The organism is Thioclava sp. (assembly GCF_048263065.1).
GTDB lineage: Bacteria > Pseudomonadota > Alphaproteobacteria > Rhodobacterales > Rhodobacteraceae > Thioclava.
This window is the reverse complement of sequence record NZ_JBLXEM010000003.1, coordinates 181,292-194,673: the sequence shown is the minus strand read 5'-3', so window position 1 is coordinate 194,673 and position 13,382 is coordinate 181,292. Positions and strand designations below refer to the sequence as shown.

The 13,382-nt window shown below is 62.2% G+C and carries 13 protein-coding genes; 8 read left to right on the top strand and 5 right to left on the bottom strand.

The window, feature by feature from the left end:
• Window positions 1-54 precede the first annotated feature (54 nt).
• Window positions 55-1,506 carry a betaine-aldehyde dehydrogenase gene (betB, locus tag ACN0SD_RS06265; protein ID WP_417807366.1) on the bottom strand — a complete coding sequence of 484 codons (1,452 nt, stop codon included), beginning with the start codon at window positions 1,504-1,506 and terminating at the stop codon, window positions 55-57.
• Window positions 1,503-2,084, bottom strand: coding sequence for a choline-responsive transcriptional repressor BetI (gene betI, locus ACN0SD_RS06260; RefSeq protein ID WP_417807365.1), 582 nt, complete (start codon window positions 2,082-2,084; stop codon window positions 1,503-1,505). The genes betB and betI overlap by 4 nt, the downstream gene beginning before the upstream one ends.
• Window positions 2,085-2,198: 114 nt before the next feature.
• Here betI and choX point away from each other — a divergent pair, with 114 nt between their 5' ends.
• Genes choX through choV form a run of 4 tightly spaced genes read left to right on the top strand, consistent with a single transcriptional unit; the run spans window position 2,199 to window position 5,696 of the window.
• Window positions 2,199-3,143 carry a choline ABC transporter substrate-binding protein gene (choX, locus tag ACN0SD_RS06255; RefSeq protein WP_417807364.1) on the top strand — a complete coding sequence of 315 codons (945 nt, stop codon included), beginning with the start codon at window positions 2,199-2,201 and terminating at the stop codon, window positions 3,141-3,143.
• Entirely contained in the window at window positions 3,140-3,817 is a 678-nt protein-coding gene (locus ACN0SD_RS06250; protein WP_417807363.1) for a hypothetical protein, read from the top strand. The genes choX and ACN0SD_RS06250 overlap by 4 nt, the downstream gene beginning before the upstream one ends.
• Entirely contained in the window at window positions 3,814-4,650 is an 837-nt protein-coding gene (gene choW / locus ACN0SD_RS06245) for a choline ABC transporter permease subunit (protein WP_417807362.1), read from the top strand. The genes ACN0SD_RS06250 and choW overlap by 4 nt, the downstream gene beginning before the upstream one ends.
• Window positions 4,647-5,696: a choline ABC transporter ATP-binding protein gene (gene choV, locus ACN0SD_RS06240; protein WP_417807361.1), complete on the top strand. Its 1,050-nt coding sequence runs from the start codon at window positions 4,647-4,649 to the stop codon at window positions 5,694-5,696. The genes choW and choV overlap by 4 nt, the downstream gene beginning before the upstream one ends.
• A 112-nt stretch (window positions 5,697-5,808) precedes the next feature.
• Here the strand turns inward: choV and ACN0SD_RS06235 are convergent, their stop codons facing one another.
• Both ACN0SD_RS06235 and ACN0SD_RS06230 read right to left on the bottom strand, forming a co-directional pair.
• Window positions 5,809-6,717, bottom strand: coding sequence for a DMT family transporter (locus tag ACN0SD_RS06235; protein ID WP_417807360.1), 909 nt, complete (start codon window positions 6,715-6,717; stop codon window positions 5,809-5,811).
• A 53-nt stretch (window positions 6,718-6,770) separates the two neighbouring features.
• Window positions 6,771-7,373, bottom strand: a complete 603-nt coding sequence (locus ACN0SD_RS06230; protein ID WP_417807544.1) for a LysE/ArgO family amino acid transporter — start codon at window positions 7,371-7,373, stop codon at window positions 6,771-6,773.
• Between the two features lie 88 nt (window positions 7,374-7,461).
• Here ACN0SD_RS06230 and ACN0SD_RS06225 point away from each other — a divergent pair, with 88 nt between their 5' ends.
• From ACN0SD_RS06225 to ACN0SD_RS06210, 4 genes are all read left to right on the top strand, one after another.
• Window positions 7,462-8,316: a LysR family transcriptional regulator ArgP gene (locus ACN0SD_RS06225; protein ID WP_417807359.1), complete on the top strand. Its 855-nt coding sequence runs from the start codon at window positions 7,462-7,464 to the stop codon at window positions 8,314-8,316.
• A gap of 57 nt (window positions 8,317-8,373) precedes the next feature.
• Window positions 8,374-9,189 (top strand): TIGR00282 family metallophosphoesterase, encoded by an 816-nt coding sequence (locus ACN0SD_RS06220; RefSeq protein WP_417807358.1) that lies wholly within the window; start codon window positions 8,374-8,376, stop codon window positions 9,187-9,189.
• Between the two features lie 122 nt (window positions 9,190-9,311).
• Window positions 9,312-11,090, top strand: coding sequence for an SLC13 family permease (locus ACN0SD_RS06215; RefSeq protein WP_417807357.1), 1,779 nt, complete (start codon window positions 9,312-9,314; stop codon window positions 11,088-11,090).
• 121 nt (window positions 11,091-11,211) lie between these two features.
• On the top strand, window positions 11,212-11,952 hold the full coding sequence (locus ACN0SD_RS06210; RefSeq protein ID WP_417807356.1) for a YebC/PmpR family DNA-binding transcriptional regulator: 741 nt from the start codon (window positions 11,212-11,214) through the stop codon (window positions 11,950-11,952).
• A 65-nt stretch (window positions 11,953-12,017) separates the two neighbouring features.
• Here ACN0SD_RS06210 and guaD read toward each other — a convergent pair whose 3' ends face one another.
• The gene (gene guaD, locus ACN0SD_RS06205; RefSeq protein WP_417807355.1) at window positions 12,018-13,304 is read right to left on the bottom strand and encodes a guanine deaminase; all 1,287 of its coding nucleotides are present in this window, start codon (window positions 13,302-13,304) and stop codon (window positions 12,018-12,020) included.
• Between the last annotated feature and the right edge of the window lie 78 nt (window positions 13,305-13,382).

Here is a 13,382-nt window from a genome sequence, read left to right as displayed (position 1 = left end):
GGCCCTAAATACTCCGGGGTCCGGGGCAGCGCCCCGGCGACCTCAAAACGCGCCTCAATACGGGCTTTCCACCGGCCCCATGCCGACATAGACCGACTTCACCTGCGTATAATGCTCAACGGCAGCGCGCGAATTTTCGCGCCCGAAGCCTGACCCTTTAACCGCCCCAAAGGGCATTTCCACCGGCGTCAGATTATAGGCGTTGATCCAGCAGGTGCCCGCCTGCAACTGCCCGATCACGCGATGCCCGCGCGCCAGATCAGCGGTAAACACCCCCGCCGCCAAGCCGAATTGCGTGTCATTGGCGCGCGCGATCACCTCGGCCTCATCGACAAAATCAAGCACCGACATGACGGGCCCGAAAATCTCCTCGCGCGCGATGGTCATACTGTCAGCCACATCAGCAAACACCGTGGGCTGCACGAATAGCGGCCCCTCATTCCCCTGCGCGCCGCCGCAAATCAGCCGCGCACCCTCGGATTTGGCGCTTTCGATATAGCTCAGCACCTTGTCGCGCTGTGCGACTGAAATCAGCGGCCCGAACTGCGTGGTCTCGTCTTGCGGATCACCCGCTTTGATACGTCCCGTGCGCTCGGCCAGCCGCGCCAGAAACGCCTCTTTGATGCCCTTTTGCACAAACACCCGCGTGCCGTTGGAACAGATCTGCCCTGAGGAATAGAAATTCGCCAACATCGTCGCCCCCACGGCGCTTTCCAGATCGGCATCGTCGAAAATAATCAGCGGAGATTTCCCGCCCAGCTCCATCGTGACATGCTTCATGCCCGCCGCCGCTGCCGTGTAAACCTTGCCCCCGGTGGGCACCGATCCGGTCAGCGAGACCTTGGCGATACGCGGATCGCTGGCCAGCGCCGCGCCCACCGCGCCAAAGCCCTGCACCACGTTGAACACCCCCGCAGGCATCCCGGCCTCGACGAAAATCGCGGCCAGTTGCAGCGCGCCAAGCGGCGTCACCTCGGATGGCTTGAACACCATCGCATTGCCCGTAGATAGCGCGGGCGCGGCCTTCCAGCAGGCAATCTGACTGGGGTAATTCCACGCGCCAATCCCCGCGCACACGCCCAAAGGCTCGCGCAAGGTATAGGCGAAATCTCCCCCCAGCGGTATAGTTTCCCCCGTCAAGGTCGGCGCAAGCCCCGCGAAATATTCCAGCGCATCCGCCCCCGAGGGCCAATCCGCCTCGCGCGTTTCGGCAATGGGCTTGCCGGTATCGAGCGTTTCCAACTGCGCCAGTTCCTCGGCCCGTTCGCGAATGATCGCCACGGCGCGACTCAACACGCGCGCACGCTCTACCGGACGCCACGCGGCCCAATCCTTTTGCGCTGCGATAGCCCCCGTGATCGCCGCCTCGATCACCGCAGGCGTGGCTGCATGTAGCCGCGCGATGACCTCGCCGGTGCCGGGATAGGTCACCTCGATCACCTCGCCCGCCCCATCTTCCATCCAATCGCCATTCACGAAATGGCTCGCCTTCGGTTGCGCCTTCATTGCCCGTCCTCCAATTCTTTTTCCAGATGCGCCAGCACCATGTTGCAGGCGTGCTGGCGATCCAGCGCGCCCCCCGCCAAAGCGGCACGAATATAGACGCCGTCGATCAGCGCGCTCAGCCCCTCGGCCACCGCCTCGGCCCGCGCGCCTATAATCGGGCGCAACCCGTAAAGCAGGTTTGAGCGCAGCCGCGATTGATACACCCCCAGCAAGCGCCGCGCAGCGTCGCTAGACTGCGCCAAAACGTAGAAATTCAGCCAAGCCGAGATCGCTTCGCCGCGAAAACTACCCGCCGCAAACGACCCGATCACAACCGCGCGCACCCGCGCGTGGGGGCTGCGCGCCGTGGCCAGCGCCCCGCGCACCTCAGCTGCGTAAAGCGTCAGGATTGAACGCATCGCGGCCAAGAAAATCTGCTCTTTCGAGCCGAAATAATGATGCGCCAAAGCCGAAGACATCCCCGCGCGGCGCGCGATTTGTGCCACCGTCACATCCAGCGTGCCGGCATCGCCCACTGTCTCAATCGTGGCTTTCACCAGCGCCGCGCGCCGTATAGGCTCTGCTCCAAGCTTGGGCATCTGTGTCTCTCGTTTTCCGACGGTTTGCAGTTTTGTCTCAGCTAGAATATGTTTATTGACTCGTCAATCAACAACCGCAACCTTGCGGTTTGACGCTGCGACAGGGAGAAAAATATGAAATTCCGTTCCACCCTTATTGCGATGGGGGCCGCGCTGACGCTGGGCTTTGCGGCCAGCGCACCGGTGCAAGCCGCTGATTGCTCTAGCGTGACCTTCTCGGATGTCGGCTGGACCGACATCACCTCGACCACCGCCGCCGCGACCACGATCCTACACGCGCTTGGCTATGAGACCGACGTCAAAGTGCTGTCCGTGCCCGTGACCTATGAGGCGCTGTCGAAGGGCGATGTCGATGTGTTCTTGGGCAACTGGATGCCGTCGATGGCCGCCAACGTTGATCCCTACACCAAGGATGGCACAGTTGAGACGCTGGGCACCAACCTGACGGGCGCGAAATACACGCTGGCCACCAATCCCACCGGTGCCAAGCTTGGTATCAAGGATTTCGCCGATATCGCCAAACATAAAGACGCGCTCGATGGCAATATCTATGGCATCGAGCCGGGCAATGACGGCAACACGCTGATCCTTAGCATGATTGACAAGAACGAATTCGATCTGGGCGATTTCGATCTCAAGGAAAGCTCGGAACAAGGCATGCTGGCGCAAGTTGCACGCGCTGATAAGGCAGACAAGCCGATCATCTTCCTCGCGTGGGAACCCCACCCGATGAACGCAAATTTCGACATCACCTATCTGGCGGGCGGCGATGATGTGTTTGGCCCCGATTACGGCGGTGCCGAGGTGATGACCAACGTGCGCAAAGGCTTTGTGCAAGACTGCCCCAATGTCGGCAAATTCGTCTCCAACCTGCAATTTACCCTGCCGATGGAAAACGAAATCATGGGCAAGATTTTGGATGATGGCGAGGAGCCCGAGCAAGCAGCCAAAACCTGGCTCGCCGCCCATCCCGAGGTCTGGCAGAACTGGCTTACCGGCGTGACGACCAAAGACGGCGGCGATGCCCGCGCGGCGGTCGAACAGGCGCTTGGCAAGTGAGCCGAGGCGCACAAAGCAAGGGCGCGCGCGGCGCAATCTGCGCGCGCCTTGCCCCCGTGGCGGCGCTGGCACTGCTGGCCCTGCCCGCCCACGCCGCCGAGCCGCTCACCCCCTGCCCGACCAGCGCCGACCTGCACGCCGAGGGTATCATCCTGTCGCGCACCACCCCGCGCATGAGCGAGGCGTTTCGCTATGAAAACGGCCAGCTCATCGGCTATCGCGCCGACGATCCCGACTTGGGCCGCGCGCCGCAGCGCGAAATCTTCGCCCACCCGCTCGCCATCACCACACGCCAATCCGCCGGGCGCGAATTCACTCTGCGCTACACCGATGACCCCAGCGCGCTGAGCACGCTGTCGCAAACGGGCCGATGGACCAGCCCCGTCGCGCTGCTCGTGGACGGCAAACCAGAGCGGCAAGGCACGATCACCTACACCTATCGCGGCCCCGGCACGGTGCAGATTGGCACCTGCACTTATCCCGTCTGGCAAGTGGTCGAACGCGTCGATTTGGGCGATCTGCACTCGTCTTTCCTCAAGGAATTCGCCCCCGATCCCGGCATCGTGATCCGCTCAACCAAGCTGGACCCGAAAACCAGCAAAGCCCTGTCGCAGGTCGCGTTTGACGCAATCACCGTGCGCAAGAAAAAACCAACTGACAAAGGACAGGAATGACCTGGCTGACCGACACCAAGATCCCCGTGGGCCAAACGGCAAAGGCCGTAATCGACTGGCTACAAACCCATGCCGGCCCGTTTTTCGACGCGCTCTCGACGCTGATGCAAGGGTTGATCGACGCGATCTTGTGGGTCTTTGAAGCGCCCCCGCCCGTTGTCGTGATCGCGGCGTTCATGGGGCTGACTTGGTGGCTGCAACGGCGCTGGATTCTGACGCTGCTGGTGGGCTTGGGCTTCGCGTTTATCCTCAACCAAGGCTATTGGGAGGAAACCACCGAAAGCCTTACGCTGGTGCTGTCGGCCTGCGTCGTGTGCATGGGGTTGGGCGTGCCCATCGGTATCGCCACCGCGCATCGCCCGCGCCTTTACAAGGTGATGCAGCCGGTGCTGGACCTGATGCAAACCCTGCCCGGTTTCGTCTACCTGATCCCCGCCATCGTGTTTTTCGGCATCGGCATGGTGCCCGGCCTGATCGCCACCGTGATCTTCGTGCTGCCCGCACCGATCCGCCTGACCCATCTGGGCGTGTCCTCGACTCCGGACACCCTGATCGAGGCCGCCCAAGCCTTTGGCGCCACCAAGCGCCAACTGCTGTGGAAGGTCGAGCTACCCTATGCCAGCCCACAAATCATGGCTGGGCTGAACCAGACGATCATGCTGTCACTCTCGATGGTGGTGATTGCCGCGCTGGTGGGGGCCGATGGGCTGGGCGTGCCGGTGGTGCGTGCGCTGAATACCGTGAACACCCGCTTGGGGTTTGAATCAGGCTTCGTGATCGTGGTGCTCGCGATCATCCTTGACCGGATGCTACGCCGGGAGGGCAAAAAATGAGCGCCCCCACAGACCCCAAGCAACCCGCCGTGCGGTTCGAAAACGTCTCGATCGTGTTTGGCGATGATCCCGCCAGCGCGCTGCCGCTGATGGACGAAAACCTTTCGCGCCCCGATATTCAGGACCGCACCGGCCAAATTCTAGGCGTGCATGACTGCTCGCTGGATGTGGCCGAGGGCGAGATTCTCGTGCTGATGGGCCTCTCCGGCTCGGGTAAATCCACGCTGCTGCGCGCGGTGAACGGGCTGAACCCGGTGTGTCGCGGCGCAGTGCATGTGCATGACGGCAACGGGCTGGTCGATGTGACCCATGCCGATGCGGCCACGCTGCGATCCATCCGGTTGCACCGCGTCGCAATGGTGTTTCAGCAATTCGGCCTGCTACCATGGCGCAGCGTACGCGAAAATGTCGGGCTTGGTCTAGAACTCGGCGGCATGCCAAAACCCGAGCGCCGCGCCCGTGTGGACGAACAGCTTGAAATGGTGGGCCTGTCGCAATGGGCAGACCGCGAAGTGGACGAGCTGTCGGGCGGAATGCAGCAGCGCGTCGGACTGGCCCGCGCCTTCGCGACCGACGCCCCGATCTTGCTGATGGATGAACCCTTCTCGGCGCTTGACCCCCTCATCCGCGCCCGTCTGCAAGACGAGCTTCTCGATCTACAATCCAAACTCAAACGCACCATCATCTTCGTGAGCCATGACCTCGACGAGGCTTTCAAAATCGGCAATCGGATCGCGCTGATGGAGGGCGGGCGGATCGTGCAATGTGGCACCGCGCGCGATATCATTGCCAATCCCGCCAACGATTATGTGGCCGATTTCGTCGCCCATATGAACCCGCTCGGCGTACTGCGCGCCGCCGATCTGGCGCAAGTATCAAATGGCGCAGCTCCAGCGACCTCGGGGGCGCGTGTCGGCCTTGATACGCCAGTGAAAGAAGTGATGGAACGGCTACGCGAGGAGCCCGCCGTCGCGCTTACTGATGGCCGCATCATCACCCGCGAAAGCGTCATCACCGCGCTCATTGACCCCAAGGGCAGCGCCTGAGGGCAGCGGCGGAGTAAGTATTTTTGGCTAGATGAAATTCAAGAAAAGGCTATTTTCATCTAGCGACAAATACTCCCGCCGGAGGCATCCGACCGCAAAATCAAGCGCGCGCTCAGAGCTTGGTCGCAGGCGCGGGCGGGGTGACGGGGCGGCGTTTGATCTGAGATTCGCGCCACGTCATATAGCTGACAGAGGCGATAATGATCCCGCCGCCTAAAATGACGTAAGGATCTGGAACTTCGCCGAAAATCGTCCATCCAGCAATCGCGGCCCAGACCAGTTGCAGAAATATCACCGGCTGTGTCACGCTCACTGGCGCGGCGGCAAAGGCGCGCGTCATCGCGTAATGGCCTGCGGTCGCGAACAGCGCAACCGCGCCCAGCCAAAGCGTGGCCGACAGCGAAATCGGCTGCCACTCCCACAGCGCGAGCGGCGCAAGCGCGACCGTCACCACCAACGTCATCATCGCCACCACCGTGCTGGCGGGCACGAAATCGGTAAGACGTTTGGCCGACAGATAGGCCGCGCCAAAGAACAGCGCCGCGCCGAGTTGGGCGATATGACCGGGTTCGATCTCGCGCACTCCGGGGCGTAGGATGATCAGCGCACCAATCAGTGCCACGCCGATGGCACTGATGCGCCGCCACGCCAGCCCCTCTCCCAGCAGCAGCGCACCGCCCACCGTCACCACAATCGGGTTGAGGTAGTTGATCGCGGTGACATCGGCGATCGGGATATGTGTCATCGCGTAAAACCATAGCACCACCGCGACCGCGTGCAGCACGCCGCGCAGCCCGAACAGCACCCAGACCTCGCGCGTATAGCCGCGCCGCAAAATCCGGTTCAAGGCGGGGGCGACAAAGATCAACCCCCAAGCAAAGCGCACAAAGGCCGATTGCGCGACGGGCACCGAAGCCCCCATCCAATGCACGATGATATTGACGAACACGAAACACAGCGTCGCTGCGAGCATCCAGAGGATGCCGATCAACGGGCGGTTGGCTTTGGGGTTTGCGATCATGCCCCTGTTGGACTGTGAAACGCGCGGCTTCGCAAGGGGCAGCTTTGTAACCGTTACAGCCCACCCATCGCGAGCCGCCACGCGATGGAGCCCATCACCAGCGCGATCAACAGGTCAAAGACGCGCCATGCGGCGGGTTTGGCAAACACAGGCACTAGCAATCTTGCACCGTAAGCCAACGAAAAGAAAAACAAAAAGGAGGCGGTGATCGCGCCTGCCGCGAACGCAAGCAGATGGCCCGAGAATTGCGCCGACACCGCGCCAAGCAGCACCACCGTATCAAGCCAGACATGCGGATTGGCCCAGGTAAATGCCGCCACCGTCGCCAGCACCGCGCGCAGGCTGGGGGCCTTGCCCTGCCCCGCCTCAAGATGTTCGCCCCCCCGGATCGCCGCGATCAGCGCGCGGATCGCATACCAAATCAGGAACGCCACGCCGCCCCAGCGCAAGATCTGGGGCAGCCATGGCAGCGCGGTGCTGGCGGCAGCAAATCCCGACACGCCGATGGCAATCAACAGCGCGTCTGAGAGCGCGCAAAACAGAGCGACCGCAAACACATGTTCACGCCGCAGACCCTGGCGAAGCACAAAGGCGTTTTGCGCCCCGATCGCCACGATCAGCCCCAGCCCCAGTTTCAGCCCCGCCCAAAATACCATTGCCACGCCCCTTTCATTGCGGCTTCCTTTTGGCGTGCCGGGCGGATAAGTTCCACTTAATTTACCTAATCCGAATTAAGTTTTGCTTATGTTCGACTATGCAACCCTAGAGGCGCTGGCCGCCGTGATCGACACCGGATCGTTTGACGCGGCCGCCGCGCGGCTCGGCGTCACTCCGCCCGCGATCTCGCAGCGCATCAAGGCGCTGGAAGAACGCATGGGCACGGCGCTGGTGATCCGCGCCCAGCCCTGTCGCCCGACCGAGGACGGGGCGCGCCTGATCACCCATCAGCGCGAGGTGGCGCTGCTTGAGGCGCAGCTTGCGCCCGCCGACATGCCGCCGGTGTTGCGCATCGCGGTGAGTGCGGACAGCCTTGCGACTTGGGTGCTGCCTGCGCTGAGTGCGCTGGAGGGTGTGTTGTTCGATCTGGTGATCGACGATCAGGATCATGCGCATCACTGGCTGGCGCGCGGCGAGGTGGTGGGCGCGATCACTGCGGACACGGGGCCGGTCGTGGGCTGTGACACGGTGGCGCTGGGGCGGCTGCGTTATATCGCGACGGCCTCGCCTGCTTTCGTGGCGCAGCACTTCCCGGATGGGGTGAATTGCACAGCCCTGCGCGCGGCCCCGGCGTTGCAATTCAATGCCAAGGATCGCCTGCAAGAAGATTGGGCTGCGATGATCTGCGGCGGGCCTGTCAGTCTGCGTGCACATCGTATCGGATCAAGCGAGGGGTTTGTGGACGCGGCTTTGCACGGGCTTGGCTGGGGAATGAACCCCGAGCCGCTGGTGCGTGCGCATCTGGCAAGCGGCGCGTTGGTGGCGCTGGGGCCTGCGCCGCTTGATGTGCCGCTGCATTGGCAAAGCCTGCGTCGCCTCAAGACCCCGCTGGCCCCGCTCAGCGCAGCCGTGCGAAAAGCCGCCAAGACCGTGCTTTTGTAAGACGATGCGCGCGCGCCCCATTGCCCTTGCGCCGCGCGCGCCCTATTGCTGCGTTTTATGAAACTGTTATTTTTAGGCGATGTGATGGGGCGCGCGGGGCGTGCTGCGATCACCGAAAAACTCCCGAAGCTGCGCACCGAGTGGCGGCTCGATTTCGTCGTGGTCAATGGCGAGAATGCCTCGGGCGGGATGGGGCTGACGGGCGAACATGCCAAGCTGCTGCTGGATGCGGGGGCAGATGTGGTCACGCTCGGCGATCATGCGTTCGATCAAAAGGATATGCTGCGGTTCATCGAAGGCGAGCCGCGCATTATCCGCCCGCTGAATTATGCCAAGGATGCGCCGGGGCGCGGTGCGCGGGTGTTTTCGGACGCGCGCGGGCGCAAGGTTCTGGTGGCGCAGGTGCTGGGCAATGTGTTCATGAAGCGCGCCTTTGACGATCCGTTTTCCAACATCGAGGCGGCGTTGAACCGCTATCCGCTGGGCGGCGCGGTGCAGGCCGCGCTGGTCGATGTGCATTGCGAAGCCACGAGCGAGAAGGTGGCGATGGGCCATTGGTGCAACGGGCGCGCAAGCGTTGTCGTGGGCACGCATACCCATATCCCCACGGCCGATGCGCAGATTTTGGACAAGGGCACGGCCTATCTCAGCGATGCGGGGATGTGTGGCGATTACGATTCCGTCATTGGCATGTCCAAGGCCGAGCCAATGCGCCGTTTCGTAACCGGCATGGCCAAAGAGCGCTTTAGCCCGGCACGCGGCGAGGCGACCCTAAGCGGGTTTTACGTTGAAACCGACGATCGCACCGGGCACGCAACACGCGCGGAACCTGTGCGCGTGGGCGGCAGGCTGGCGCAGGCTAGCCCGCTCTGAGACGGAAGTGCCCGGTTTTTTAGGCGAATATCGGCGAAACCGGGCGCGCGGCCTTAACCCGCGCTTGCGGCTGGCCCGCGCGCCGCTAGTATCTCTCTGATGCGCCTGCGCGAGACAAATTTATGATCAATCTGCCCCTGTCCGAGACCAGCACTGCAATTTTCGCGCTGCTGATCGTGATCTGGATGTTTGCAATGTTCCTGCGCGAGCGTTGGCCCCCCGAGGTCACCGCGATTGCGGGCGCTGCGCTGATGCTGGTGTTCAACCTCGCGCCTTATGAAAATGCCGCCGCCGTTTTGTCTAACCCCGCGCCTTGGACGATTGCCTTCATGTTTCTCATCATGGGGGCGCTGGTGCGCACCGGCGCGCTGGATGCCATGACGCGCTATGCCGAGGCGCGCATCGACGAGCGCCCGAAAATGACCGTCGCGCTGATGTTTGCGGTCACGATGCTGGCGAGCGGGGTGATGAACAACACGCCCGTCGTCGCGGTAATGATTCCGGTCTTCATTCAGGTCGCGCGCAAGCTGCGGATTTCGCCCTCGCGGTTCTTGATGCCGCTAAGCTATTTCACGGTGATGGGCGGGATGATCACGCTGATCGGCACCTCGACCAACATCTTGGTTGATGGCGTGGTACGTGCGCGCGGGCTTGAGCCGTTCTCGATTTTTGAGATCGCGCCGCTGGGGTTTGCGATTTGTATTGTCGGCTCGGTTTTTATGGCGGTGTTTGCGCGTCGCCTGATCCCCGAGCGGCAGTCGCTGTCTTATATGCTGGGCGATCGCCCGAAGATGAAATATTTTACCGAGGTTGCGATCCCCGAGGAAAGCGGGTTGATCGGGCAGAACGTGATGGAGGCCGACAGTTTCTCACGCGAGGGGGTGCGGGTGATTGACGTGTTGCGTGGCGATGCGTCTTTGCGCCGCGATCTCTCGACGGTTGATCTGGCTGCGGGGGACCGGGTGGTGCTGCGATCCGAGATGGAAGAGCTGCTGGGGATGCAGAAGAACCGCGATCTGCGCATGGTGGACAAGCTGAGCTCGGTGCAGACCGAGACGGTCGAAGTGCTGATTTCACCCGGATGCCGGATGATCGGGCAGCGGCTGGGCGATATGCGGCTGCGTCGGCGCTATGGCGTGTATGTGCTGGCCGCGCATCGGCGCAACCAGAATATCGGGCGGCAGTTGGATGATCTGGTCGTGGTGGTGGGCGATACGCTGCTACTGGAGGGCGCCCCCGAGGATATCGCGCGTCTGGCCGCCGATATGGATTTGGTTGATGTGTCAAAACCCACCGCGCGGGCCTATCGGCGCAGCCATCTGCCGATTGCGGCAGGCGCGCTGGCGGCGGTGGTGATTTTGTCTGCGATTGGCGTGGCGCCGATTCTGGCGCTGGCGATGGTGGCGGTGGCGGGCATTCTGGTGTCACAATGCATTGATACGGATGAGGCGTTTACCTTTATCGAGGGTCGGTTGTTGGCGCTGATTTTCGCGATGCTGGTGGTTGGTGTCGGGCTGGAGCATGCGGGCGCGGTCAAGATGATCGTGGACGCGGTTGCGCCTTGGCTGAAAACCCTGCCCCCACAAATGGCGCTGATCGTGGTCTATTTCCTTGGGCTGATCATGACCGAGTTGCTGTCCAACAATGCCGTGGCGGTGATTTATACGCCGATTGCGATGTCGCTGGCGCTGGCGCTGGGGCTAGACCCGCGCCCGTTTGCGGTGGCAGTGATGTTCTCCGCCTCGGTCGCCTTTGCTACGCCAATCGGGTATCAAACGCATATGATGGTCTACGGGCCGGGCGGGTATAAGTTCACCGATTTCCTGCGCCTCGGGATACCGATGGATATCGTGACCGGGCTGACCGCCTGCTTCCTGATCCCGCTGATCTGGCCGCTTTGAGGGGCTGACGAGCGAACGGGGCAGCGCGCGCCCGACACGCGCATACCCCTCGGGGCCTTGCCCCCGCGCCCCGATCCGCTTTATATCGGGCCAAATTCGCGACATTGAGACGGAGACTCCCATGGCAGGCCATTCAAAATGGGCCAATATCCAGCACCGTAAGGGCAAGCAGGATGCGGCACGTTCCAAGATGTTTTCCAAGCTGGCAAAGGAAATCACCGTTGCCGCCAAGATGGGTGACCCCGACCCCGAGAAAAACCCGCGTCTGCGTCTGGCGGTGAAGGCGGCAAAATCGCAGTCGATGCCCAAGGACGTGATCGACCGCGCGATCAAGAAATCGCAGGCAGGCGACGGCGATGACTATACCGAGATCCGCTATGAGGGCTATGGCCCCAACGGCATCGCGATCATCGTTGAGGCGCTGACGGATAACCTGAACCGCACGGCATCGAATGTGCGTTCAACATTCACGAAATGCGGCGGGAACTTGGGCACCACTGGCTCGGTGAGCTTCATGTTCGATCATGTCGGCGAAATCACCTACCCGATCGAAGCTGGGGATGCGGACACCGTGATGATGGCCGCGATTGAAGCTGGCGCCGAGGATGTCGAAAGCGACGATGAGGGCCATTGGATTTATTGCCCGATGGAAAACCTGTCGGAAGTGTCGGATGCGCTGGAATCTGAGTTGGGCGAGGCGACCGAGGCCAAGCTGATCTGGAAGCCGCAAAACCGCACCGACGTCGATCTGGAGACCGCGCAAAAGCTGATGCGTCTGATCGATACGCTGGAAGACGATGATGATGTGCAAAGCGTGACGGCAAATTTCGACGTTCCCGAGGACGTGGCCGAGCAGCTTTAACGCGTGTTGCAAGTGAGTTTGGAAAGGCGCCCTGCGGGGCGTCTTTTGCATTTATAACGGCTCGGTTAGTTGCCGACTTTCCGGCCTGCGATCCAGACGCCTGCGATTGCGCGATCATCGCCCATCATAATCGTCGGAAATACAGCCTCCCAGACGTCATTGGCGCGGGTGGCGCGTTGCGCGATCACCGGGGTTGAGGCGAGGTTGATGGCGATGAAATCGGCCTCCATCCCCACGGCTAGCGCGCCGACCTTATTCCCGATGCGCAAGGCCCGCGCCGAGCCTTGCGTTGCCAGCCACCAAAGTTGCGCGGGATGGAGCGGTTGATGCGTGAGTTGGCCGACCTCATAGGCGGCGGCCATGGTGCGCAGCATTGAGAAATTCGATCCGCCCCCGGTGTCGGTGGCCAGCCCGATACGTTGCCCCTCGGCCAGCCGCTTGGGCCAACCAAACAACCCCGAGCCGATAAAGCTGTTTGAGGTCGGGCAATGGATCAGCGCCGCGCCGACCTCGGCTATGCGGGCGGATTCGCGTGGGGTGAGGTGGATCGCGTGGCCGTAAAGCGCGTTTTCCCCCAGAAGACCGTGGGATTCGTAGGTATCTAGGTAGTCGCGGGCCTTGGGGTAAAGCGCGTGCACCCAAGCGATTTCATCGACCTGCTCGGACAGGTGGGTTTGCATCAGGCAATCGGGATGCTCGGCCCAAAGCGCGCCCAGTGCGCTGAGTTGTTCGGGCGATGAGGTGGGCGAAAAGCGCGGCGTGATGACGTAGCCAAGCCGGTCGACGCCATGCCAGCGCGCCAGCAGCGTAGCACTTTGATCATAGGCGGTTTGGGCGGTGTCGCGCAGCCCCTCGGGGGCGTTGCGATCCATGCAGGTCTTGCCCGCCAGCATCCGCATCCCGCGCGCCTGAGCAGCCTGAAAGATCGCGTCCACACTTGCGAGGTGAATCGTGCAATAGGAACAGGCGGTGGTGGTGCCATTGGACAGCGCCAGATCCAGATAACGCCCCGCAACATCGGCCGCATAATCGGGATCAGCGAAACGCATTTCCTCGGGGAACGTGTAGGTATTGAGCCAGTCGATCAGCCGCTTGCCCCAGCTCGCGATAATCGCGGTTTGGGGGTAGTGGACATGAGCGTCGATGAAGCCAGGCGAGAGCAGATGATCGCCGTGATCGAACAGCGCGGCTCCCGGATGGACTGCGCGCAGATCGGCTGCCTCACCGAGCGCGGTGATCTTGCCATCGTCCACCAGCAGCGCGCCGCGAGAGATCACCACGACCGCCTCTGGCCCGTCGACCAGAGGATCGCCTTGATAGACCATCACTTGGCCCAGATGCAGCTCTGCCATTTTGACCCTCGCTTGTGTTGCCCCATGCTAGAAGCCGCGCGCGCCAAGGTAAATCTCTGCCGTGAGGGCATGGTTTTT

Coding starts and splice junctions, on each gene's coding strand:
- betB (WP_417807366.1), bottom strand. CDS start 1,506: ATGAAGGCGCAACCGAAGGCGAGCCATTTCGTGAATGGCGATTGGATG.
- choX (WP_417807364.1), top strand. CDS start 2,199: ATGAAATTCCGTTCCACCCTTATTGCGATGGGGGCCGCGCTGACGCTG.
- ACN0SD_RS06225 (WP_417807359.1), top strand. CDS start 7,462: ATGTTCGACTATGCAACCCTAGAGGCGCTGGCCGCCGTGATCGACACC.
- betI (WP_417807365.1), bottom strand. CDS start 2,084: ATGCCCAAGCTTGGAGCAGAGCCTATACGGCGCGCGGCGCTGGTGAAA.
- ACN0SD_RS06215 (WP_417807357.1), top strand. CDS start 9,312: ATGATCAATCTGCCCCTGTCCGAGACCAGCACTGCAATTTTCGCGCTG.
- choV (WP_417807361.1), top strand. CDS start 4,647: ATGAGCGCCCCCACAGACCCCAAGCAACCCGCCGTGCGGTTCGAAAAC.
- choW (WP_417807362.1), top strand. CDS start 3,814: ATGACCTGGCTGACCGACACCAAGATCCCCGTGGGCCAAACGGCAAAG.
- ACN0SD_RS06235 (WP_417807360.1), bottom strand. CDS start 6,717: ATGATCGCAAACCCCAAAGCCAACCGCCCGTTGATCGGCATCCTCTGG.
- ACN0SD_RS06220 (WP_417807358.1), top strand. CDS start 8,374: ATGAAACTGTTATTTTTAGGCGATGTGATGGGGCGCGCGGGGCGTGCT.
- guaD (WP_417807355.1), bottom strand. CDS start 13,304: ATGGCAGAGCTGCATCTGGGCCAAGTGATGGTCTATCAAGGCGATCCT.
- ACN0SD_RS06210 (WP_417807356.1), top strand. CDS start 11,212: ATGGCAGGCCATTCAAAATGGGCCAATATCCAGCACCGTAAGGGCAAG.
- ACN0SD_RS06230 (WP_417807544.1), bottom strand. CDS start 7,373: ATGGTATTTTGGGCGGGGCTGAAACTGGGGCTGGGGCTGATCGTGGCG.